21 protein-coding genes are annotated in these 22,698 nt (G+C 62.5%); 4 read left to right on the forward strand and 17 right to left on the reverse strand.

From position 1 onward, the window contains the following. Positions 1-548: 548 nt before the first annotated feature. From FSO04_RS27045 to phnS, 8 genes are all read right to left on the reverse strand, one after another. Positions 549-1,109, reverse strand: a complete 561-nt coding sequence (locus tag FSO04_RS27045; protein WP_168435864.1) for a phosphonate degradation HD-domain oxygenase — start codon at positions 1,107-1,109, stop codon at positions 549-551. A gap of 4 nt (positions 1,110-1,113) precedes the next feature. After that, positions 1,114-2,565 (reverse strand): phosphonoacetaldehyde dehydrogenase, encoded by a 1,452-nt coding sequence (gene phnY, locus FSO04_RS27050; RefSeq protein ID WP_154564287.1) that lies wholly within the window; start codon positions 2,563-2,565, stop codon positions 1,114-1,116. Beyond that, complete coding sequence (gene phnA, locus FSO04_RS27055; protein WP_154564289.1) at positions 2,562-3,818, reverse strand: phosphonoacetate hydrolase; 1,257 nt, start codon at positions 3,816-3,818, stop codon at positions 2,562-2,564. The genes phnY and phnA overlap by 4 nt, the downstream gene beginning before the upstream one ends. Before the next feature lie 57 nt (positions 3,819-3,875). Beyond that, entirely contained in the window at positions 3,876-4,610 is a 735-nt protein-coding gene (locus tag FSO04_RS27060; RefSeq protein WP_154564291.1) for a phosphonate utilization associated transcriptional regulator, read from the reverse strand. Between the two features lie 94 nt (positions 4,611-4,704). Next, on the reverse strand, positions 4,705-5,568 hold the full coding sequence (gene phnV, locus FSO04_RS27065) for a 2-aminoethylphosphonate ABC transport system, membrane component PhnV (RefSeq protein WP_154564293.1): 864 nt from the start codon (positions 5,566-5,568) through the stop codon (positions 4,705-4,707). Next, positions 5,558-6,502 (reverse strand): 2-aminoethylphosphonate ABC transporter permease subunit, encoded by a 945-nt coding sequence (locus tag FSO04_RS27070; protein WP_154564295.1) that lies wholly within the window; start codon positions 6,500-6,502, stop codon positions 5,558-5,560. Before FSO04_RS27070 ends, phnV begins: the two co-directional genes overlap by 11 nt. Then, a complete protein-coding gene (gene phnT / locus FSO04_RS27075) occupies positions 6,480-7,580 on the reverse strand; it encodes a 2-aminoethylphosphonate ABC transport system ATP-binding subunit PhnT (protein WP_054039278.1) in 1,101 nt (366 codons plus the stop codon). Before phnT ends, FSO04_RS27070 begins: the two co-directional genes overlap by 23 nt. Positions 7,581-7,668: 88 nt before the next feature. Further along, positions 7,669-8,760, reverse strand: a complete 1,092-nt coding sequence (gene phnS / locus FSO04_RS27080) for a 2-aminoethylphosphonate ABC transporter substrate-binding protein (protein ID WP_154564299.1) — start codon at positions 8,758-8,760, stop codon at positions 7,669-7,671. Between the two features lie 375 nt (positions 8,761-9,135). Between phnS and FSO04_RS27085 the strand changes: the two genes are divergently transcribed. Then, complete coding sequence (locus FSO04_RS27085; RefSeq protein ID WP_168435868.1) at positions 9,136-10,245, forward strand: 2-aminoethylphosphonate--pyruvate transaminase; 1,110 nt, start codon at positions 9,136-9,138, stop codon at positions 10,243-10,245. A gap of 103 nt (positions 10,246-10,348) precedes the next feature. Here FSO04_RS27085 and FSO04_RS27090 read toward each other — a convergent pair whose 3' ends face one another. Next, complete coding sequence (locus FSO04_RS27090; protein ID WP_154564301.1) at positions 10,349-11,104, reverse strand: DeoR/GlpR family DNA-binding transcription regulator; 756 nt, start codon at positions 11,102-11,104, stop codon at positions 10,349-10,351. Positions 11,105-11,279: 175 nt separating this feature from the next. Between FSO04_RS27090 and FSO04_RS27095 the strand changes: the two genes are divergently transcribed. Further along, positions 11,280-12,839 (forward strand): ABC1 kinase family protein, encoded by a 1,560-nt coding sequence (locus tag FSO04_RS27095; RefSeq protein ID WP_154564303.1) that lies wholly within the window; start codon positions 11,280-11,282, stop codon positions 12,837-12,839. Between the two features lie 87 nt (positions 12,840-12,926). Here FSO04_RS27095 and FSO04_RS27100 read toward each other — a convergent pair whose 3' ends face one another. Further along, entirely contained in the window at positions 12,927-13,937 is a 1,011-nt protein-coding gene (locus FSO04_RS27100; protein WP_233464995.1) for a L,D-transpeptidase, read from the reverse strand. A gap of 414 nt (positions 13,938-14,351) precedes the next feature. On the opposite strand from FSO04_RS27100, the gene nadE reads away from it, so the two are divergent. Continuing rightward, a complete protein-coding gene (nadE, locus tag FSO04_RS27105; RefSeq protein ID WP_154564307.1) occupies positions 14,352-15,212 on the forward strand; it encodes an ammonia-dependent NAD(+) synthetase in 861 nt (286 codons plus the stop codon). A 133-nt stretch (positions 15,213-15,345) separates the two neighbouring features. Here the strand turns inward: nadE and FSO04_RS27110 are convergent, their stop codons facing one another. The 5 genes from FSO04_RS27110 to FSO04_RS27125 all read right to left on the reverse strand — a co-directional run bounded on the left by FSO04_RS27110 (position 15,346) and on the right by FSO04_RS27125 (position 20,515). After that, positions 15,346-15,612, reverse strand: a complete 267-nt coding sequence (locus tag FSO04_RS27110; RefSeq protein WP_154564309.1) for an RNA-binding protein — start codon at positions 15,610-15,612, stop codon at positions 15,346-15,348. Between the two features lie 5 nt (positions 15,613-15,617). Further along, positions 15,618-15,764 (reverse strand): hypothetical protein, encoded by a 147-nt coding sequence (locus tag FSO04_RS46475; RefSeq protein ID WP_166618253.1) that lies wholly within the window; start codon positions 15,762-15,764, stop codon positions 15,618-15,620. Between the two features lie 399 nt (positions 15,765-16,163). After that, entirely contained in the window at positions 16,164-16,817 is a 654-nt protein-coding gene (locus FSO04_RS27115; protein ID WP_154564311.1) for a hypothetical protein, read from the reverse strand. Between the two features lie 253 nt (positions 16,818-17,070). Beyond that, positions 17,071-18,735 carry a S10 family peptidase gene (locus tag FSO04_RS27120; protein WP_154564313.1) on the reverse strand — a complete coding sequence of 555 codons (1,665 nt, stop codon included), beginning with the start codon at positions 18,733-18,735 and terminating at the stop codon, positions 17,071-17,073. 223 nt (positions 18,736-18,958) lie between these two features. Beyond that, positions 18,959-20,515 (reverse strand): S53 family peptidase, encoded by a 1,557-nt coding sequence (locus FSO04_RS27125; RefSeq protein WP_154564315.1) that lies wholly within the window; start codon positions 20,513-20,515, stop codon positions 18,959-18,961. 306 nt (positions 20,516-20,821) lie between these two features. Between FSO04_RS27125 and FSO04_RS27130 the strand changes: the two genes are divergently transcribed. Then, positions 20,822-21,331, forward strand: coding sequence for a DUF1993 domain-containing protein (locus FSO04_RS27130; protein WP_154564317.1), 510 nt, complete (start codon positions 20,822-20,824; stop codon positions 21,329-21,331). Between the two features lie 136 nt (positions 21,332-21,467). Here FSO04_RS27130 and FSO04_RS27135 read toward each other — a convergent pair whose 3' ends face one another. Then, positions 21,468-21,788 carry a YnfA family protein gene (locus FSO04_RS27135; protein ID WP_154564319.1) on the reverse strand — a complete coding sequence of 107 codons (321 nt, stop codon included), beginning with the start codon at positions 21,786-21,788 and terminating at the stop codon, positions 21,468-21,470. A 186-nt stretch (positions 21,789-21,974) separates the two neighbouring features. Then, on the reverse strand, positions 21,975-22,604 hold the full coding sequence (locus tag FSO04_RS27140) for a LysE family translocator (protein ID WP_154564321.1): 630 nt from the start codon (positions 22,602-22,604) through the stop codon (positions 21,975-21,977). Between the last annotated feature and the right edge of the window lie 94 nt (positions 22,605-22,698).

Raw genomic sequence — 22,698 nt, forward strand, 5'->3', positions numbered from 1 at the left:
AGAACCGGTCGCTCACTCAACGTACTGACGAATGATTAACCTGCCGGCGTGAATCCACCCCGACAGGAAAACCTTCCTTTAATACTCGTGTGAGACTTGATACTTTCGCTTCCGGCAGACCCCGAAGGATCCACTGCGCGTCGCGCATCAAGCGCCCACACTTATCGGCTGTTAATTTTTAAAGATCGATTACGCATTCACTACCGAACCTGCACCGTCGTCGTCAACATCACAACCACCCGGCACCGCTTCGTTCTGCGTCGCTGCATCAGCAGCAGAGAAACGAGATTATGAAGAACTTTCGCTACGCCGTCAACAGGTTTTTCTAACTTCCTGAACCCGCTCACATCGCGCAAAGCCTTGCCACTACTGGCTCTCCCGCTCCCCGTGCCCCGGTGTCCGAAGCACGAAAGAGCGAGATTCTAGCGAGCCGGACGGCCCCTTGCAAGCGTTATTTTGATACGCATGGACTGCGCCAGAAATGGCGCGAGAATTGAAAACGAGTGGCACAACAAGCTCACCCGACGCTCAGCCGAAAACCACCTCGTTCAGGTGGCCACGTGCTTCTGCATCACGCGCTCGACTACGCCCAAAAAATGATCGAGCCCCGGCGTCGCACGGTTCTCTTCTTTTGCGCGATCGTCCCATTTACGCAGACGCAATGCGTCTTCCGCGTAGGGTTTCTGCAGGAACGCCTCAGCCTCTTCCTTGCTGAAGATGCCGCCTTGCAATTCCAGGCTCCGCACCGAATCAGCGGAAAGCTGGCCGAAGTACGCATCGTCGATTGCGCAGAGACAGCGCTTGGCGTCGACGTGCAACCGGATCGGCTCCAGCACCGCGTCCGACAACACCGGCCGCAAGAACGGTAGCGCGAAATACTGATGCAGATCGTCGATGCCCCGCTCCGTCGGCGTTTCGCCTTGCAGATTCAGCAAATGGCCGAGGTCGTGCAGAAACGCGGCGGCGACGAGTTCATCGTCCGCATCCGCCTCTTCCGCCAGTGCGCCGCTTTGCAGCGCATGCTCAAGCTGCGTCACAGGCTCACCGCTATAGGCGAGCTTGCCGTATTGCTCATATAACGAACGGATGTCGTTCAGACTCAATGCCACGTTCTTACTCCCAAGGTAATGAAAAGGTCTTCAGATTGGTGAAGCTCTTCATCGCTTCCTGAACACCTTCCTTATAGCCAAGCCCGGAATCCTTGATGCCGCCGAACGGCGTCAGCTCGATCCGGTATCCCGGCACTTCCCACACGTTGACTGTTCCCACGCGCAATTCATTGATGAAGCGCGTGATCGCGTCCTGCCGGTTCGTGCACACACCGGACGACAACCCGAATGGCGTCCCATTGCTGATACGAATAGCGTCGTCGAGCGTATCGAAGGTAATGATCGGCGACACCGGGCCAAACGTTTCCTCGCGCACCAGCGTCATTGACGGGTCGACGCCATCGAGCACCGTCGGCGAATAAAGCGCGCCGTCGCGCTGATTGCCGATGCGCAAGCGCGCGCCACTAGCCACAGCCTCGTTCACACGCGCCTCGAATAGTTGCGCGGCGGCGACGTCGATCACGGTGCCCATCTGATTGGACGCGTCGAATGGATCACCATAGGTCCATGCGCGCGTCTTCTCCACGACCAGATCGGTGAAATCCGCCGCGATGCTCTTCTGCACCAGCATCCGTTTGACTGCAGTACACCGCTGCCCGGAGTTCTTATACGAACCCTGCACGGCTAGTGTCGCCGCACGATCGAGATCGGCGTCTTCGAGCACGATCAGCGGATCGTTGCCGCCCAGTTCCAGCACGACTCGCCGGTAAGCCGCCTTCGCCGCAATGTATTTGCCGATCGCCACGCCACCGGTGAAAGTGACGAGATCGGCCAAAGGATGCGTAATCAGTTCGTCGGCGATTTCGCGCGGATCGCCGGTCAGCACTTGCAGCATCGGTGCCGGCAAACCCGCTTCATAAAGAATGTCCGCCAGAAAAAACGCCGACAACGGCACCTTCTCCGACGGCTTCAGCACCACACGATTATTGGTTGCAATAGCCGGCGCAATCTTATGCGCGACCTGGTTCATCGGATGGTTGAACGGCGTAATCGCGACGATCACACCCGCCAGCGGCTCACGCTGCGAAAACACCCGACGCTTCTTGCCATGCGGCGTGAGATCGCAGGAAAAACTCTGCCCGTCGTCGCGCAGGGCTTCGATCGAGGCGAACTTGAACACATCGGCGACGCGGCCGATCTCGTAGCGCGAATCCTGCTTCGACAAACCCGACTCGAGCGAAATCAGATCCGAGGCCTCCTCGGTCCGCTCCCGCAGCAACGCCGCAGCGCGCTCGAGAATCTGCGAGCGCTCGTAGCGCGTGAGCTTCGCTTGATAGGCGGCGGCGTATTCAAACGCGGCGCGTACATCGTCGATGCTCGCCAACGGGACCGTGCCCACCCGCGCCCCTGTATAAGGATCGAACACATCGAGCGTGCGCGAGCGCGTCGCGTGCTCGCCCTTAAGCCGCAGCGTTTCCGCCCGAAATGCCGGATGATCCCGCAGCACGGCGTTCATGATGCCGACACGTGATTCAACGCGACGTCGAAGATATCGAAGTTGCGCAACCGTTTCCCGGAAGGCAAACCCTCGACGCGGCGATTGAACAGCAACGGCACTTCCTGCTCGGAGATGCCGCCGTGCGAGCGTAACGGCACGGTCAGTCCGGACAGATCGTGCTCATCGCGACGCGTGCCGAGCACCACATGTCGGGTACTCACCACGACGATATCGCCGACGCGGTCATTCGGCAGTTCGAAGCGCTCGCAAGCGGCGTGATTGTCGAGCACGACTTCAATGCCCTGCAATCCGCCGATTCGCTCAATCACCTGCGTAACGCTCACATCGTGCGGCAAGTAAATCGTCGCGAACGAACCGAGCGCGCCGTGATGCACGACATAGGGATCGGTAATCGGCAAGATGACACGGGCGCGGCGAGCACCAAGCCATTCATCAAGCACGTCCTGCAGATAGATCACATTCGGCTCGCCGGTCTTCGGATCATGCTTGGCGTTCATGCCGTGGTCGGCGGTGAGGCCGATCACCCAGCCGAGCGCGTCGAGCTTGGCGAGGTAGCCGTCCATCATCGCGTAAAACGCATTCGCGCCTTCGGTGCCCGGCGCCCATTTGTGCTGGATGTAATCGGTGGTCGACAGATACATCAGGTCGAGCTTGCGGGTTTCAGCAAGCCGCACGCCGGCGGCGAACACGAACTCGGACAAGCCCGCGCTATATACATCCGGCACCGGCAAGCCGACCAGATCGAGTACTTCATCGATGCCGTTTTCTTCGCGCGTCACCTTGTCGGCTTTTTCCGCCGAGAAGCAAATGCCCTCCAATTGCCAGCCGAGCAGCCGGCGCAGCTTGTCTTTCGCGGTGACCACGGCGACCGCCGCGCCTGCGTCCGCCGCGGCAGCCAGCAAGGTCCCCGCGCGTAGATAGGCCGGATCGTTCATCATCACTTCCGCGCCTTCGCCGCCGTTCGCGTCCGGGTCCCAGAAGTAGTTGCCGCAAATGCCGTGAACCGAGGGCGGCACACCGCACACGATCGAGAGATTATTCGGGTTGGTGAACGACGGAATCACACAATCGCCCTTGAAGGCCGCGCCGCCCTTGAGCATCTTGCCGATGAAAGGCGCGACGCCCGCCGCGACCGCGGCTTCGAGGTAATCGTATTCGCAGCCGTCGACGCACACTACGACCGTCGGTTGCGAGGGCAGCCGGTAACTGCGGCCGTTGACTTCGATCGTACGTTCGCTTGCGTTTGCCATCATTACCTTCCATCCGTTGAGAGCACGCGTGCTCTGGTCAATCCGTTGCAGCCAGCCTCAATCGTTCGATGCCGCCGACATCTGCACCGCGCCCAACGACCCCGCCGGTTCGCACGCCTCACGCGCGCGCTGCAGGCCGCCGTTCACATGCGCATGCATCAGCGCCGCGGCATGTTCGGCATCGCGCGAGGCCAGCGCCGTCAGAATCGCACGATGTTCGGCGAGCGAGCGCTCCATCGCGTCGGCATGCACCACCAGCGCGGCGCGGCGAAACAGACTCAACTCGCTCACCAGCCTTCGATATGTCTCATATAGCTTCACATTGCCCGACGCCGCCACGATCGCGTCGTGAAACGCCACGTTGGCGCGCGCGTAGGCATCGTGATCCTGCGCATCGAGCGCGGCGCGCATCGCGTCGAGCCACTCGCGCAACACCGCAAGCTTCTGCGCATCGATACGCGAAGCCAGCATCCGGCACGCCGCTTCCTCAAGCACCGCGCGCACCGCATAAATCTCGTCCGCTTCAGCCAGCGACACCGTTCGCACGAACACGCCGCGGTTTTTTTCGGTGCGCACGAGGCCCGCTTGCTCCAGCGCGCGAAACGCCTCGCGCACCGGCCCGCGCGACACTTGCAGACGCGCGGCCCAGTCGGCTTCGTTGAGTTTGTCGCCGGGTGCGAGCGCACCTTCGATGATGTGCCGTTCGATTTCGTCGCGGACCAGCGTCGTCAGCGAATGCCTGCGCACAACCTCAATCGGATCGACAGAAGCAGTTTGCATATATTCGGTCATTTTGACAAATTTCGCCACATCGATATGTGTTTGCGTGTTTGCGCGCCCGCCGCCTGGCATGCGCCACGCAAACACAACAATCAGAAGGTGCCCGTCAGTCCACCCGACGGCGCGGGACACGCGCCGCGATCAGCAGCAGCGCGGCAAGCGAGACCATCAGCAGAATCAGCGACAACGCGGAGGCCGGCAGGTAATACCCGCGCTCCACTTGCCCAACCACCACGATCGGCACCGTCGCAAAGCCCGGCGGGTACACCGTGAGCGTGGCGCCGAGTTCGCCGAGCGAGAGCGCGAAGCCGAGTGCGAGACTCGCGCGGATCGCCGGCACCAGTTGCGGCAGCACGACGCCGCGCAGCACCATCGACGGCGGCGCACCCAGGCTCGCTGCCGCTTCGCGCAGAATGGTCAATTCCGGACGCAACGCGGCGGCCGCGCAGCGGTAGCAGAACGGCAGCACCAGCGCGAGCTGCACGAACACGACGATGGCCGCCGAGCTCGACAGATCGAGCGGACGCTTGTGGTACGCGATCAGCACGGCCAGCCCGAGCACCACGCTCGGCACGCCGTTGGGCATCATCGCGATGGTGTCGACGAACGCGCCGAGACCGCGCCGGTCACGGCCTTCGAGCGCCAGTGCCAGCCACAGTCCGAGAATCGTGCCGAGCACGGCAACGCCCATGCCGATTGCGAGGCTCGTCGTCAGCGCGTCGAAGTCGCTGGAGCCGAGGCGCTCGAACCAGCGCGTGCTGAGGCTGTCGGGCAGGATCGTGCCCGACCAGTGCCCGGCCACGCTCGACAGCGCGACCACCAGCACCGGCAGGACGAACAGCCAGAAGCACAGCAACGCGGCAAAGCCGAGAAACAGACTGCCGAGTATGCGTACCGGCAGACTGCGGCGCACCGGCCGCGCCTTCTTGTGCATAACCGGCAAAACGGTTGGGTCGAGTTCAACGGCCATGGCCCGCTCCTTTCACCTTGCGACGGTTGACCTGGCGGTACAACGCGTACAGCGACAACGACATGATCAGCATCACGACCGCGCCGGCGGCGGCGGTCGGCAGATCCAGGTCGACGGTCGCCGAGCTGTAGATCGCGACCGGCAGCGTAATCAGATGCGCGCTGCCGAGCACGAGCAGAATGCCGAACTCGTTCAAGGTCAGCAGAAAGCACAGGATCGTGCCCGCGGCGATGCCCGGCCACGCGAGCGGCAGGATCACCTTGAATGCAACCATCCAGCCGCTCGCGCCGAGACTGCGGGCGGCTTCGATCAGACGCATGTCGAGCGTGGCGAACGACGCCAGCGTAGGACGCACGACAAACGGCGCGTAGAAGACCACTTCCGCGAGAATCACGCCGCCCACGCCGAACAGGAAATTGAGCGGCGGCGCCTCGAGATGAAAAAGCTGCTGCAAGGCGATGCTGACCGAGCCTTGCGAGCCGTACAGAAAGATCAGCGTGAACGCGACCAGAAACGACGGGAACGCGACGAACAGTTCGAGGAATCGCGTGACCATACGCGCGCCGGGAAACGGCTTGAAGAACAAGAGCGACGCGAGGCCGATACCGAGCAACGATGCGAGCCCGGCACTCACACACAGAATCCACAGCGTGGTGCCGACTACGCCGCGCGTTTCAGGATTGCCGAAAAACGCCGAGTAGGCCTGCAGGCTCAAACCGTGCGGGCCCGTGAAGCTCAACAGCACCAGACGTACAAGCGGATAGATCACCAGCGGACCCAGCACGACCACCGCAAGGAACAGAAGATGCCATTGCGCCGCGCGTTCGCGTCGCTTCACCGCCGCCGTGTGCGAGGCCGCGCTCGCGCTGCGGCGGGCATCGGCAGCGGCTTCGCTGATCGAATTTGGGGTATCAGGGGTTGATAAGGACGACATCGTCAGCCTCATAACGCAGGGAAACACGCGCGCCCTTCTCCGGCATCATGCCGTGGCCACGCTGCATGGTGACCAGCACGGGCTCGTTAGGCATCGCGTCCAGAGCGACCGACACCGACAACACCGCGCCGTACCATTCGACCGACGTAATCGCGCCATGCAATTGCCCCTCGCCAAGCGGCACGATACGCAGCGCTTCCGGACGCAGACAGGCCACCCGCTCGCGCTCGTTGTAGCGCACGTCGTCCATGCCGAATGCGACCTGCGGCGGCAACAGATTGGCCGCGCCCAGATAACGCGCGACGAAACCGTCGTTCGGCGTGTCGTACAACTGTTGCGGCGTGCCGAGTTGCGCGATGCGGCCTTCGCGCATCAGCAGCGTGCGGTCGGACAGCACCAGCGCGTCGTCCTGATCGTGCGTCACGCAGACGATCGTCAGATTCGGCAGGCGCTCGTGCAGCGCCTTCAGTTCGGAACGCACCGAGGCACGCAGATTGGCGTCGAGTGCGGAAAGCGGTTCGTCGAGCAACAACACATCGGGCTCGATCACAAGCGCACGCGCCAAGGCCACGCGCTGCTGCATGCCGCCCGATAATTGCGCCGGCATGTGATGCCCGGCGTCACCCAGTTGCACGAGCTTCAACGCGTCGGCGACACGTCGCGCGACATCCTTCGACTGCGTGCGGCGCGCACGCAAGCCGAAAGCCACGTTGTCGAATACCGATAAATGCGGGAACAGCGCATAGCTCTGGAACAGCAAGCCGAGATTGCGCTTATGCGGCGGCACGTGCGTCAGGTCGTGACCGGCGACGGTCAAGGTGCCCGACAGTCCGTCCGCTTCGATGAACCCGGCGATGAAGCGCAACAGCGTGGTCTTGCCACAACCGCTGCGGCCGAGCACGGTGAGCAATTCGCCGCGCTGAATGGTCAGCGACAGATCGTCGAGCACGGTGCGCGTGCCGAAGCGCACCGTCAGATGGTCGATCTGCACGCCGCCCGGCGTGTTCGAACGCGCGCCGTCGAGCGCGTCCGGTGAGGCGCCGAGCGCGCCTGGGTGAGCAAGACTGGCCGTATTCACCGGGTTCATCCTCCAACTGGATTAATGCTGATACGGCGCCCCGCACGAATGCGAGGGCGCCGCCTGACTCAATGGCGAACGGTCCGGCTTACTTCGGCTTGACGACTTCGATCTGCTTGCCCGACGAACCGATCACATCGCTCTTCCAGCGTGCCGTCCAGTCAGCCTTCTTCGCCATCACTTGCGTCCAGTCCACCGGGATCAGCGTTACGCCGGCGATCGCCTTCTTGACTGCTTCGCCGTTCTTGCCGGCGAGCGGCACGTCCGTGCGGCCCGGGATGCCGAAGATATCCGGCACCTTGGCTTGCACGTCGGTCGACATCAGGTAGTCGATCAGCTTCTTGCCTTCTGCCTGATTCGGGCCGTTCTTGATCAGGCCGATCGCGTACGGCAACTGGAAGGTGGTCGGCTTATCGCCGGCTTTGGCTGCGAGGAAAATCGGCTTGAGCGACAGACCGCCGTTCGCTGCATCGTCCAGATCCATCTGCAGGTCGCCGTTGGCGAAGGCGATTTCGTTACGCGAGAGCAGCACGTCGAGGTAGCCCGTGCCCTTGGTGTGGAACTTGGCGCTCTCTTCGAGCTTCTTCAGATAGTCGAACGCCTTGTCTTCGCCCATCAGCGACGTGGTCAGGATGATCACGGCCATACCGTCGCCAGCCGTAGCCGGGTTCGAGTAGGCGACCTTGCCGCTGTAGTCCGGGTGCAGCAGGTCGGCAAAGGTCTTCGGCTGGTTCTTGGTGACGTCCGGGTTGATCGCGAACGAGAAGTAGTTGTTCACGAAAGTCGCCCACGAACCGTTCGGCGCCTTGGCGATCGCCGGCACGTTCTTGTAGTTGGCGCTCTGATAAGCCTGCAGCAGGCCGCTCTGGTCGGCTTGCTGGATGAACGGCGGCAACGTGACGATCACGTCGGCCTTCGGCTGATCCTTCTCGATGGTGGCGCGGTTCACCACTTCGCCGCTACCTGCCGTGACGATGTTGACCTTCACGCCTTCCTTCTTTTCGAAGGCCGGCAGCACATCCTTATAGAGGTTTTCGAGGCCGTCGGCGGTGTACAGCACCACAGCGTCAGCCGCATGGGCCTGCATCGCCGTGCCGCCGAATGCCGCCGCGGCGATCAGCGCCGGCAACAGCTTGCGTGCGAGGCCAGCCGTGGCGTGAAGGGAATTCGTCTTTGTCATGTCGCTCTCTCCGAAAGGCAAAAAACCAGACGGTCGGGATATCCCGATACCTGTTGTGATTGAACGGCGGTAGCGCCGCGCCGCTTGCGTGTTGCCCGCAGCCAGTTGCCGTGCAGTTTCGCCCGAATTCGCGCGGATTGCAGATTGCCGACAACTTTGCCGCTTCTTCTCCAGCCTGACTTACAGCTCATCTACGACACTCGCGCTGCCGGCCATGCCTGAACGGGCACGGCAAGGATCACAGGTTTCCATGACAACGCCATGACTATTCTGTCGAATTCCAAAAATTGACACAATTCGCCAATAATATCCAAATCAATCTTTTCGTCACCCTCCCCGGGCGACGGACATTCATCTGATGACGGAGGCTCTGTGATTCCTGGAAACGATCCGATCCTGTTGACCCCGGGCCCGTTGAGCACTTCGCTGCAAACCCGCGAGGCGATGCTGCGTGACTGGGGTTCGTGGGACGCCGCGTTCAACCGTATGACCCATAGCGTGTGCGCTGACCTGGTCAAAATCGTACATGGTGAAAGTGACTATGTATGCGTACCGCTTCAAGGCAGCGGCACGTTCGCGGTCGAAGCGGCGCTCGGCACGCTGGTGCCGCGTCAAGGCTGCGTGCTGGTTCCGAACAACGGCGCGTATTGTGCCCGTCTGATCCGGATATTGCAGCGAATGGGGATCGCTTATGTGGAACTGACGCTGCGCGAAGACGAACCGGTCAGCGCGGCGGCCATCGAAGACGCCCTGAATCGCGACTCGCGTATCACTCACGTCGCGCAAGTCCACCTGGAAACGAGCGCCGGCCTGCTCAATCCGCTCGACGATATCGCCGCGGTGTGTCAGCGGCACGGCAAAAGTCTGATCGTCGACGCGATGAGTTCGTTCGGCGCGCTGCCGATCGATTTACGGCGCGGCGGCATCGACGCGCTGATCTCGGCGAGCGGCAAATGCCTGGAAGGTGTGCCGGGCATGGGATTCGTGATTGTGCGGCGCAGCGTGCTGGAGCGGAGCGAAGGACGCTCGCCGTCGCTCGCGCTGGATCTGTACGATCAATACGTCTATATGGAGAAGACGACGCAGTGGCGTTTCACGCCGCCGACTCATGTGGTCGCGGCTTTGCGGCAGGCGCTCGATCAGTTCATTGCGGAAGGGGGACAAGCGGCACGCGGCGCGCGCTATACGCAGAACTGTGCGGCGTTGGTGAGTGGCATGAAAGCACTCGGCTTCGAACCGTTTCTGAAACCCGAAGTGCAGGCGCCGGTGATCGTCACGTTCTACGCGCCGCGCGACCCTGCGTGGAATTTTGCAAACTTCTATGCCGCGGTGCGCGAGGCGGGTTACGTGCTGTATCCGGGCAAGCTGACGCAAGTGGACACGTTCCGCGTGGGTTGCATCGGCGCGATCGATGCGAACGAACTGCATAACGCGGTGGCCGCGATCGACCGTGCGCTCAAATGGCTCGGGATTCGCGTGAAGTGAAGTGACGTGGATGCCGCGAAGCAGCCGTGGTGCGCAGGTACGTGGGGCGCTCGCTCATGCGCCCAGGCCACCAGCCGCTCGGGTGCTCCGTGGGCACAGCCGCTCAGGCGATCAGGATTTCCGGCCCATGCGCCGTGATCGCCTTGCCGAGCGCCTTCTCCGGCGCCAATTCGGTGACCAGATAGCGCGCCGATTCGATACCGTTGATGCGCACCGGCGTCACGCGCCCGAACTTCGAGTGGTCGGCGACGACCACCACCGTGTCGGCGGCGGCGATCATACGGCTGCGCACTTCGGCGGCCATGCGGCTGTAGTCGGTCAGGTAGCCGTCCGGCGAAATGCCGCCCGCGCCAATGAAGGCGAAGTCGGCGTGGTACTGCGTCAACTGATGGACCGTGTCGAGGCCGAAAGTGGCGTCTTCGATATCCGACAGTTCGCCGCCGAGCAGCGTCACGCGGTTATCGTTGCGGCGGCCAAGCAGCAGCGCGATGCGCCAATCGTTCGTATAGACCGACAGGCGATGCCGGTCGAGCAGCGCCCGGGCCACCGCCTGGGTGGTGCTGCCCGAATCGATGATCAGCGAGGCGCCGTCCGGCACGAACTCGGCCGCGCGTTCGCCGATGGCCCGCTTGGCGCCGGCGTTGGCGCCTTCTCGCGTATCGAGGTCGGGCTCGCGCCGGTCGCTGGATAGCGCGCCGCCGTGGGTCGTGACGAGCAGACCGCGCCCGGCCAGTGCATTCAGATCGCGGCGGATCGTCTCGCGCGACACATTCAGTTCGCGCACCAGTTCAGCGACCGAGAGCGCGCCGGTTTTGGCGACTTGCGCCAGGATGTATTGGTGACGTTGTTCTGCGAGCATCTATTGGAGGCCGGGAGCCGGCACGCTTGGGTTTCGCCACGATTGGAGAAGGCCGCGGTATTGTATTACGCGTGGCGCGGGGATGCTCCTCTTACGGCGCTTACCTGCTAACCTGAACGCCTTGGCCGCGCGCCGACGCCTGTCGAAGCCGCGTAGTCCGTCAACCGAACTGCCGATGCCGCCACTGTTTCGCCGTTTACTGCTGCTGTTCCACGCGTTGCGTTATGGCGCACGCCTGCTCTGGCTTGCCGCCCCATCCGACCACAAACTGCACTGGATGATCGAGCTGATCGGCCGCGTGCACGCGGCCGGGCGCAGCGGCGCGAGCCTGCACGGCGTGCTGCCCGCGCTCGGGCCGCTCGCAAGCCGCTTCGCGCAGACCCTGGTCGACCGGCCCGAACTCGCGACCGGCACCCTGCACGATGCCATCGACGCAATTGATCATCTCGAAGCCCCGCTGCCGCCGCAGGAATCCGAACAGGCTTTGGCACGCGCATTCGGCCGGCCGCTCGCCACGATCTTCAGTGCAGTCGATCTGGTGCCGGTGCGCGGCGGCTTTGCCGAACAGACGCACTTCGCGCGGCTTATCGTGCCGGTCAACGGCCATAGCGAAGTGGCCATCAAGCTGGTGCGCGCCGATCAGTTGCAACAGATCGGCGACGAACTCGCGCTTCTGCGCTGGGTCGCGCGCTGGCTGGAGAAACTTTCCGGCTCGGCCCGCCGCCTGCAACTGCGGACGTTGGCGCAGACCTTCACCGACGACATCCAGCGCCGTTTCGACCTGCGCGCCGAAGCCGCCAATCTGAGCCAGACCGGCCATCACTTCGACGGCGACCGGCGCATCGTCGTGCCGGTCGTGATCTGGGACCTGTGCACCAACCAGACGCTGACGATGCAACGCGTCAGCACCTTGGCCGCCAGCGACCTGCCCGGCCTGCATTTGCATCACGTCAAGCTTGCGCCGCTGGCTGCACATATCGTCGAGGTGGTGACTGAACAGGCATTCGAGCACGGCTTTTTTCACGCGACGCTCGATGCGCGCAAGGTGCGCGTGAGCATCGAACCGGACACGCTGGGACGCCTCGTGCTGGCGGAGTTTTCGATCATGTCGAGTCTGTCGACCGGCGAGCGCGAATTCTTCGTACACGGCGCGACTGCCCTCTTCGACCAGGACTACGGCCGGCTCGCCGAACTGCATCGCGACGCCGGTCATGTGTCCGACGACACGCGCAAGGAGATGCTCGAAGCCGAGTTGCGCACGCGCGCCGAAGCGCACTTCGCAGCCGCGCCGGAGGACCGCTCGGCGGGTTCGCTCTTTCATCATCTGCTGCACGCCGTGCATCCGTTCGACGGCGCCGTGTCCGGGCGGCTCGCCACCGCCCAGCGCTCGTTCCAGCAGGCGGAAATGCTCGCGCGTGCGCTGCATCCAGGCGTCGATACGTGGAATGTCACACGCGGCGTGCTGGCGGGCATAGCGCGGCGCGACATGGATCACCGCGGCTGGATCAAGCGCATCTCGCGCGAGTTGCCGCATTTGGCGCATATGCTGCCGCGCGTGCCGCAACTGGCCGTGCGCTATCTGCAGCATGAGCACGATCGCGCCCGCACCCCGCAGCAGAATGCGCAGTTGATGCTGGATATCAGCCGTGAATATCGGCGCACGCGTGTGCTGCTGTGGGCGTGCGCGGTGTGCGGCGGAGTACTTGGCGCGGGGACGGTATTGCTGATGTGGTGATGATTGCAGCTTCGAACAAGACGCGCGTCTTGCATCCCGGCAGTTCGATATCGGCTCAGTACCCTCGCCCGCCGCTTAACCCGCCGCCTAATCCGCTGTGTCGGCGCCGGCCGGCACTTTCGCGCGCACCTTGCTTCCCGGGGCCGGCGCCCAGGCCGGGCGGCTCTTGCGCGCCGAATCCACCACGACGATGTAGCGCCCCGCCCACGGCGTCACCTGGCGATCGCTTTTCAATACCCACAGCGATTTGCCGGACTCGACGAGCGCGACATATTCAGCGTCGAGAATGCCGTAGTGGTCGATAAACGCATTGAGCGAAGCAGGAATCCGCACGCAGCCCTTCGAATGACGAATACCGAGCAGCGGCTCGAGCCGGTCCGGATCGGTGGCGTGCATCTGGAAACGCATCTGCGACATGCCACCCTTGCCCCAACCCCGTTCGCCCTGCGCCCAGCCGAGGTCGAAGATCCGCATGTCGCGCTTGCCGTAGCCGCGGATGTGGTTCTCGTTCAGCGTGCCTTCGGAGCGAAAGTCCATGTTGGACGGCGTATGTTCGAACACGCCGAGCGGCGTGATGAAGTGGTCGTACTCGCCAGGCCTGCCCGTTGAGACCGGCGACGCGCCGATCATCTGCCAGTTGTCGGACGGCGTTGCCCGGAAATAGATGAACAGCGCCTGCACGTTGGTGTTGCGATCGACCACCACGACATATTCGCCCGACAGGTTGCCGAACATGTGCTCGCCGAGCGCCGTTTGCAGACGGTCGGCATAGGCGCGCTGCTCCGCGGCCGGCACTTTCAACCGACGCGTGACGTCTTGCGCGAACACGTCACGCAGCAGAAACGCGCGACGCGGGTCGACCACGCCGGCCGCACCGGGCGCGGCAACGGCCGACGCGTCGACCGCGCGCGCCGGGTGGTTCGCCACTGCGGATGCCGATGGTCGGGCGGACGTGGCGCCCGAAGCCGAAGCCGTGCCCGACGCCGCGATAGCGGCGCCACATGACGCCGCGCAAAAGACAGCCGCAAACACGCGCGCCAGATAGCGCACTGAACCAACGGCGCGCGCGAAACTCGGCACGAAGCGTAAATCCGACATACACACCACTTCGCTTCGACGATCTACCGATGCGGAAGTACTGCGGTCCGGTGCAGGCTGGCGAGGCCAATTGGGGTAGTTCATCGCGTATTTGAGCAAACCTGATTATTATTGATTGCTCGCCGGCTCACGGCGGCGCTCGGAACGAGGATGTTACTAAGCACATTGGCATCTGTCGATGAAGACTCGGCTAATTCACCCATATCACCGTATTAACAACCGATATTCGACGCTCTGGGCCGCGGTTTTAAAAGCAGCGCAAAGTGAATTGAAAGCCAATCCGCGATAAAACCGCGAAACCGATTCGTCACGACATGCTCGCAGAATCGGCTCGTTCGTGGACCGGTCGCTCGAGCAATCCGCGCGAGCGTTCATGGTTGACACTCGCGTTACGCACATGGAGGAAAGAGGAACATGACGCAACAGGACCCAGCCGCACGCCAGGCAAGCATCGCAGCGGAAATGCATGTCGCCGCCGAGTTCGACGCCGCACAGGAAATCGAGCGCCGGGTCGCCTTTCTGGCGAACTATCTGCGCAGCAACGGCCTGAAAACTTACGTGCTCGGCATCAGCGGCGGCGTCGATTCGACTACCGCCGGTCGGCTTGCACAACTCGCGGTCGAGCGGCTGCGCGCCGAACATTACGACGCGCGTTTCGTCGCGATCCGTTTGCCCTACGGCGTGCAAAAAGATGAAGCCGACGCGCAGCAGGCTTTGAGCTTCATTCGCGCGGACGAAAATCTCACCATCGATATCAAACCCGCCGCCGATGCAATGCTCGCCGCACTGGATAACAGCAGTGTGCGATTTAACGACGACTCTCAGCAGGATTTCGTCCACGGCAATATCAAGGCACGCCAGCGAATGATCGCGCAATACGCGGTAGCCAGCGCACGGGCCGGCGTGGTGATCGGCACGGATCACGCGGCCGAATCGGTGATGGGATTTTTCACGAAGTTCGGCGACGGCGGCGCCGATGTGCTGCCGCTCACCGGCCTGAACAAACGTCGTGTGCGGGCACTGTCCAAAGCCTTGGGCGCACCCGAATCGCTGGCGCACAAGGTGCCGACCGCCGACCTGGAAATGTTGCGCCCACAACGACCGGACGAAGACGCATACGGCATCCCTTACGATGATATCGACGACTTTCTGGAAGGCAGACCGGTGAGCGACGCGGCGCGCGCAACGGTCCTGCGCTTCTATGACGTCACGCGGCACAAGCGGGCGCTGCCCTACACGCCGTTCGATTGGCCAGTGAAGACAGGCGGGGAATGAGAAAAGGGAAGTAAAGAAAAGGGAAGTAACAACCAGAATGCGCGGGGATGCCCGTCAGGAATTGGCGCCTGACGCAGCGCGTTCTCCCCACGCGGCGCATTCGAAGCAATCGGCAAACGCGGTTGCGACAGACTCAGTGAGCAGGCGGTGTGTCGTCACTAAACAGATCAGCACTGGCCTCGAGCGTCAGGCCGCCCAAATGCTTGCCGTGAATCTGCCGCGCGATCACCTCGCCCACATACGGCACTTCCGCGTTTAACTCGACAGTAGCGTAGGCGCTGGGTTTTCCGGCGTCGACCACCTCGACGTGTTTCGCGTAATGCCCAAGCTCACGCTTGAGGAATTCCCGCACTTCCTGCTCGCTGCACGATTCCGCGATATTGCGCACGATCAGGTTCATGCCGCCTACCCTCGGCGCGCGCTGCGATCCGCAGCCTGCACTCGCACCGGGCGCAGCGCTGCACGCTGTTTCGCCTGAGCAGCCGCGAGTTGGCGGATCAAGGCGGCGCCGGCCGCACCCACAGCAGCCAATGTCAGATAGAAGGCAATCATTTAAATCTCCCCTTCGAATTTCGTCCTGTTTTCAGGATAGCCACAATCGACAACAAAAGCGATGCGACACAATGTCGTAAAAACGGACCTAAAAAACTTCCGTTAATGCACTGTACCTGAATAAGCAGCGATAAAAATAGCAAAACACATGTTCATTCAGTGGTGCAGGCCCGGTACACGCACCAGACGCGGACGCTGGACGCAAAAATCGGGCCGCACCGGACAGCGACATTTATCGCCACCGGCATCCTGCGGGGGACGTGCGCAAAGGGCGGGCTGATCGTCGGGATCAGTCCGCCGCTTGCACGTTCGGCGCGCTCACCCACCATGCATTCTTGCCTTACGGCACGTGAACCAGCACCGCGGACGAAGCGTCGACGCCGTCGGAGACAGGCGGCCTCATGGCGCGCTGTCGCGACCGTCGCCTCGTCCATTGCTGTCGCCGGTTGCGACATCGAGACGGCTCACATCGCAAGACGTCTGGCTAAAGCCCGAATAGACCACCGACCAGTTACCGACAATCGCGGCTTGCGCCTCCGCGAGACTCAGCTTCCCTTCGCAAACGCAGCGTTTGAGCATGACCGCGGCGCGCGCCTTGCGACGCTCGCCCTGCTGGCCTGCCCACGGCAGAAGATCGAGATTGGCGGGTGCGTTCGGCGAGCCGCCGAGCACAATGGGCACGCGCCTGTCCAGCGCGAAAGCGGGACCGTTGTCGGCAGCGATGCCGCGCGCGGCAAGCATGCGGTCCTTGTGGGCCATCAATTCGTCGAACGGTGGTGCAACCGTGTCCGCATAGCCGGGTCGGCAAATCGTTTCACCGACCGACTCCTGCGTGACGCGCTCGTCGAGCATCGCTGAATCCTGAGCCTGGACTTCACCGACGCGCAAGGCGAATATCGCGGTGAAACCAAGCAGGAACGCAAGACGCATCTTGCGGCCGGGACGCGCCGCACTCCACCGGCGCGCAGGCGTCGGCGGAACCGTCTGGTATGTCCTGCTGGTTGCGTCGCTGTAATAGATGATGCGGCGCCCGTCTGCAATGCCTGCGTTCATTCGTTGGCGCGCCGGCAGCGGCGCGCAATAGTTCAATTCGCAGACTAATTAAAACACATTCAAAATCCCTGCGCGAAAAAGGCATACAGACGCAGGTTAGTGGAGATGCGCCCCAAGGCGCTCGCAAGTGAACGCCAGCGCGGTCCTGGCGTGCACGAATACACGTGGCAGGACCGTGTCGATACGCCGTACAAAGGCGGCGCAGTTGCCTGCGCCGCGCCCGGGCACGGCTCAGGCAACGCGCAACCGCAAGCTACTTCGCCTTTTGCACCACCCGAGCCTGCAAGGCGCGGATACGGAAGAGCGCCTGGGTATTGGACACCGTCGTGTCGTACATCTTGGCGAGATCCGCCTTGAGCGCGGTACGCGAACCACCGTCGAGATAGACCATATGTCCCGACGGATAAAAACGCGCCGACAGATTCTGCCGGACCTGCTGGCTGACAAGCGGCATTTGCTGCAGATCGAGCACGGTCTGATAGAACGGCGTGACGTAGTCGAAGAAACCGTTCGCCGACAGCACCTTCAGGTCAGGATTGAGCGCCATCACGGCGGCAAGGTCGCCGGCGGTGTACAGAATGATGTTGCCCTTCGCGTCGAGCCCCTTCTGCGCGCCGGTCGGATCGATATGGCTGAAGTCCCAATACTGGAATGCCTGATCGTTGAGGTCCGTGAACGCCGAATTCGACGTGTATTTCAACTGCTCATTCAGATACACGTTCCACATCGTCGTATAGACGCCGGTCACCGCCGTCATGGTCGGATCGTTGCCGCCGGAATTCGGGTCGATCTTGCCGGCGATGCCGGTGTTGATCGCCGTCACGCGGCCGTCGTACTCGCCGAGCGCGAGACCCTGCGATTTCAGCAGCGTGGTCAGGAACAGCGAATTGCCGCGGCTGTCGTACGATGCGATGTCGAGGCTCCAGGCGAGCAAGGTGGTTTTGTCGATACCGGTGTATTCGCTGAGTTTTTCGACGGTTGCGGAATCCGTCGTCGGAAACTTGCGCAGCGCCGCCAGATAGTCGGTGCGCGCGAATTGCGCCACTTCTTCGGCAAACGTGCCGAGGTCGGTTGGCCGCGGCGCAATGCCGAGTTTCTTGTGATACCACGCGTCCGCCGCGGTGGTGGGCAACGCGCCGACCGGGTTGCCGGATTGCGTGTAGTCGAGAATGGACGATTGCAGCGTGATGCCGTTCAGGTCGACGCCGTCTTCGTGCAGCCGGTACGCCAGCACGCAACTGCGCGCCGTGCCGTAAGACTCGCCGAACAGATACTTCGGCGAATTCCAGCGGTTGTTCTTGGTGAGAAAGCGCTTGATGAACTGCTTGATCGAGTCGGCGTCCTGGTCGACACCCCAGAAGGCACGGTTCGTCTTCGGCGCAATGGCCGCCGAGTAGCCGGTGCCGACCGGATTGATGAAGACGAGGTCGCTCTTGTCGAGCAGGCTGTCAGGGTTGTCTTCCATCGAATATGGCGCGGGCGGCGTAAAGCCCGGCATCGATGTCTTGATGCGGCGCGGCGCGAACGAGCCCAGCAGCACGAACACCGAAGACGAACCCGGGCCGCCGTTGTAGAAGAACGTTACCGGGCGGGTTTCCTCCTTCTGATTGTCCTGCGTGAACGCGACGTAGAACATCTTGGCTTCAGGCTGCGAACTGCTTGGGTCGACAATGACGAGGTGACCCGCCGTCGCCGTGTAGTTGATCTTCTGGCCGCCGATCGTGGTCGAATGGTGCGTCACCGCGGCTGTTTCCGAGGTATCGGTGACGGAATCGTCCGGACCGTTGCCATACGCGACCGGGTCGAAGAACGGCTGATCTCCGGCTTTGTGCGACGTGCCGGCGGCGGCCGTCGCGGGCGAAGCATGCGTGTTGTGTGACGACTGCGGACTAACGGAAGCTGACTCGGTGTTCGTCATGATCGCTCCATGGATTCGTTAAAGCCTTGGTGTGTCTCTCTTGATGTGTCTCGATGTCTCTTGATGTCACTCGTGTGTCCTGCGTTGCCTGCGTCTCCTGAAGGCAAGCACCGTACCGCCTGCGGCCAGAACGCAACGCACCGCGACCAAGCGCGGACAGCCGGTGAGCGCCGGAGCTGGCAATCAGCGAGGCGCGTTCCGAACTGAACCGCGACTCATCAGACTATAGTGCCGCCGCCACCTTCTGACCATTGGGACTGCCGAGCCCCGTGCACGCATCCCAGCCTGGCGACGCGGCGAAGCTGCCGTTGTTGCCCTGGGTGATGTCGTTGAACGCAGCCGGCGCCTTGTACAACTTGGGGTTGATGAAACCGGCCGGTTGCCCCTTCGCCGCGTTGATCCGCGCAATCAACGCCGCCCACAGCGGTGCAACCGCGCTGGTGCCGCCGACCACCGTCTGCGTGCCGTCGATCAATACGCTATAGCCGGTGATGGGCGATGCATCGCCGGCGACGTCCGGCACGCCGCGCCCGCTGAGCGCCGTCTTCGCGCCGCTCGATGAAGTGGCCGACAGACCCTGTTGCCACACCGGCACCGGAAAGGTCCGGCTCACGCCACCGCCGCCTGCGCCGCCCTGTGCGCCGTCGTTCCACACCACCTCGTGCGAAATCGATGTGCCCGACGCGGTCAGGCTCGTGCCGCCACATGCCAGCACGTAAGGGCTCGACGCAGGAAAGTCGACCTGATCGCCGCTGGAACCATCGCTCGAGCCGCTATCGCCCGACGCCGCGCAGACCGTCACACCGAGCGCTGCCGCCGTTTGCAGCACACTGTTGAACGCCTGCTGCGACTGGCTGGTCCAGTTCGACTCCGGGCCGCCCCAACTGATCGAGACGACCGAGGGTTTGTTGGTCGCGTCATGCACCGCTCGGCTTACTGCGTCGATGAAACCGGCGTCGCTGTTCTGTGTGAAATAGACCGCGATCGTCGCGCCAGGCACAATCGCACCGACGATCTCGATGTCGAGCGTGACTTCGCCGTCGGGCCCGTTCGGGTCGCCGCTCGGCTGATTGCTACCCTGATCGACGCCGACAGATTTCACCTTGGGTGAAGCAACGCCCAAGCTCGCAAAGTAACTCGTGAGGTCGGACGTGTTGTACCCGCCGCCGAGTTCGATGATGCCGACGCATTCGCCGCTGCCGTCGCCTTGCGGAAACTGATACAGCGACGCGAGCTGCAGCGGCGTAAAGGACGCCTGATGCGCTTTGGCCGGCTGGAACGGCGGCCGGATGCGAAAGTGCGGCCGCGCCTGAGGCCGGTTATCAAGGCCGAGCACGGCTTGCACGATGCCGTGCAAATCGTCCGGCACACTGATCGTGCCGGTTCGGCCGCGGAACTGGCCCGCCGTGTGGTGCTGGTAGTGTTCCAGCTTGACGCCAAAGGCGGTCTGGAACTGCGCGATCGTGCCGCTCAGCACCACCTGGCGCGCTGCCGGATCTTCCCGCACCACCGTCAGGCCGTGTGCAGTTGCAAAGGCTTTGACCTTGGCGATGTCGTCCGGAGCGGCGCTGTAATCTCTTGCAAAGGCCTCCCGCGATAGAGGTTTGACGCTCGGGTCGCCCGCTTCGATCTTGCTCATCAGTGCGTCGAACTGCGCCTGGTGTTGACGGCGCAGCATCACGAAAACCTCGATCCGTTCTGCCGGATCGCATTGCCCAACGACTGTCGAACCTTGTTCCGCCGTGCGCTCGCTTCCCGGCAGCGGTTGTCTATTGACCATGGTGTCGATTCTCCTGTTAGCGTGACGGCGCGGGCCGCAAAGCAGACCCCAGGCACGGCACGCGCCTGCACGAACTCACCGCCACGTGGCCAGCGGCGGATTGCTGTTTCAAGAACTTCGCCAAATCGTCCGACCCATGCATTCGAACACAGTTCCGGCGTGCGCGGCAGTTGTCCGAATGGCTAACGCCGCGTTCGATCAATGCGCATCGCGCAGCACCCGCGCTATCATGCTGAAGCGGCAATCCAGCCGTTGCAGCGCCTCGCGCGCCACCCGCGCGCACGATCGAAGAATCAGAGGAACCCCATGTCAATTTCGATGTATCAAGCATCATTGCCCGTGCTGGTGCGCGGCATGACTAACCTGCAAGTCATCCTCGGCAAGGCCGAGGCGCACGCTGCAGAGAAACAGATCGACCCGTCCGTGCTCACGAACGCGCGGCTCGCGCCGGACATGCTGCCACTATTGCGCCAGGTCTATATCGTGAGCGACACGGCGAAGGGCTGCGCCGCCCGTCTGGCCGGCGTCGAAGCGCCGAAGTACGACGACGTCGAACAGACCTTCGAAGAACTCGATGCTCGCCTTCAAAAGACGATTGATTATCTGAAGGAATTCAATCCGCAACAGATCGACGGATCTGAAGAACGTCCGATCACACTGAAAATGCGCGTTGGCCCGATCGAGTTCACGGGGCTGTCCTATCTGCTCGGTTTCGTGCTGCCGAATTTTTATTTTCATGTCACGACGGCGTACGACATTCTGCGTCACAACGGTGTCGAACTTGGCAAGCTCGACTATCTGGGCGGCATCAAGTAAGAAGGCGTATGCGCTGTGGCGTGAGTGCCATGTGATTGCGACATGAACTGCACATGAGCCGCACATCGGCCGCGTGCGAACCGGCGCATGAACCGCTCATGAAGCGGGTACGAGCACGAGCAGTACACGTGCGGCGTCAAACACGCGGCTGGAACGCGATGATCGCCATGCCGGCCAGGGTGAATGCCACACCGGCCGCATCCCACAGCGTGGGGCGCACTTTGTCGACACCCCATAGCCACACGATCGCCACTGCCACGTACACACCGCCGTAAGCCGCATATACGCGGCCTGCGGCGGTGCCGTGCAGCGTCAGCAGCCAGGCGAACAATGCGAGGCTGAGCGCGCCCGGCACCAGCAGCCAGATGGAGCCCCCCTCCTTCAGCCAACGCCAGGGCAAATAGCATCCAACGATCTCGGCAATGGCGGTCACGGCATAAAGCAGAAAAGTTTTCATCGACAGATAGAAGCGAGCGGTTGTGTTGCCGCGGGACGGTACGCGGCTGTCTATCGGCTTTATTAACACAATCACTTAGCGCGCGGGCATGATGCATGCATCGACCGTCGCGTCGCGCCACTCTATTCGCTACCTGTCGTGGGCATCGCATCACCGTGTGCCGACATCCGCAAGTCCGGAAGTCAGTCAGTCCAGCGAAAGCCGCAACGCAAAGCCGATCAGCGCCGCTGAGAAAGTCCAACGCTGCAGTGTCTGCGCGAGAGGATGAGCCCGCATCCAGCCGGCAATGCGCGCCGCGCCAATCGCGTACGCGATGTCGAAACATGCGCCGATGGCGAGCAGCACCAAACCTAGTTCGACCATCTGCAGCGCAACCGGTCCGGCTACAGGACGCACGAACTGAGGCAATAACACCGAGCAGAACAACAGTGCTTTTGGGTTCAGCAGATTGGTCAGCAAGCCCTTGACGAAAGCGGTCCGCAACGGCCGCGACTCGGCGCCCATCACACCACCTTCGGGCAATGCGAACACCGGTGAACGGAAGATCTGGATACCAACCCACGCGAGATAAACCGCGCCACCGTAACGCACCACGTCGTACAACCAGGGCGCACTGCGCAACAGCGCCGCCACCCCGCATGCCGACAATGTGACGTGCGTGGCCCGCGCCACCCCAAGGCCGCCAGCCGCGGCGAAGCCACTGCGCACGCCGCGTCCGATGCTGGTCTGCAGAACCAGCGCCATGTCGGGCCCAGGCACGGCATAAACCACAAACAACGCAGCAATATAAACGACCAGAAGGTGTGCGGAAATCATAGAAGCCTCTTGTTTTCAAGGGCTCTATCTTGCCGTCGTCGGCGGAGGGTTTGCTGGCGAAATACAGGAGCAGCGACCTCATCTTTGAAGGAAT

The sequence above is a fragment of the Paraburkholderia madseniana genome (genome assembly GCF_009690905.1).
GTDB classification, from domain to species: Bacteria; Pseudomonadota; Gammaproteobacteria; order Burkholderiales; family Burkholderiaceae; genus Paraburkholderia; species Paraburkholderia madseniana.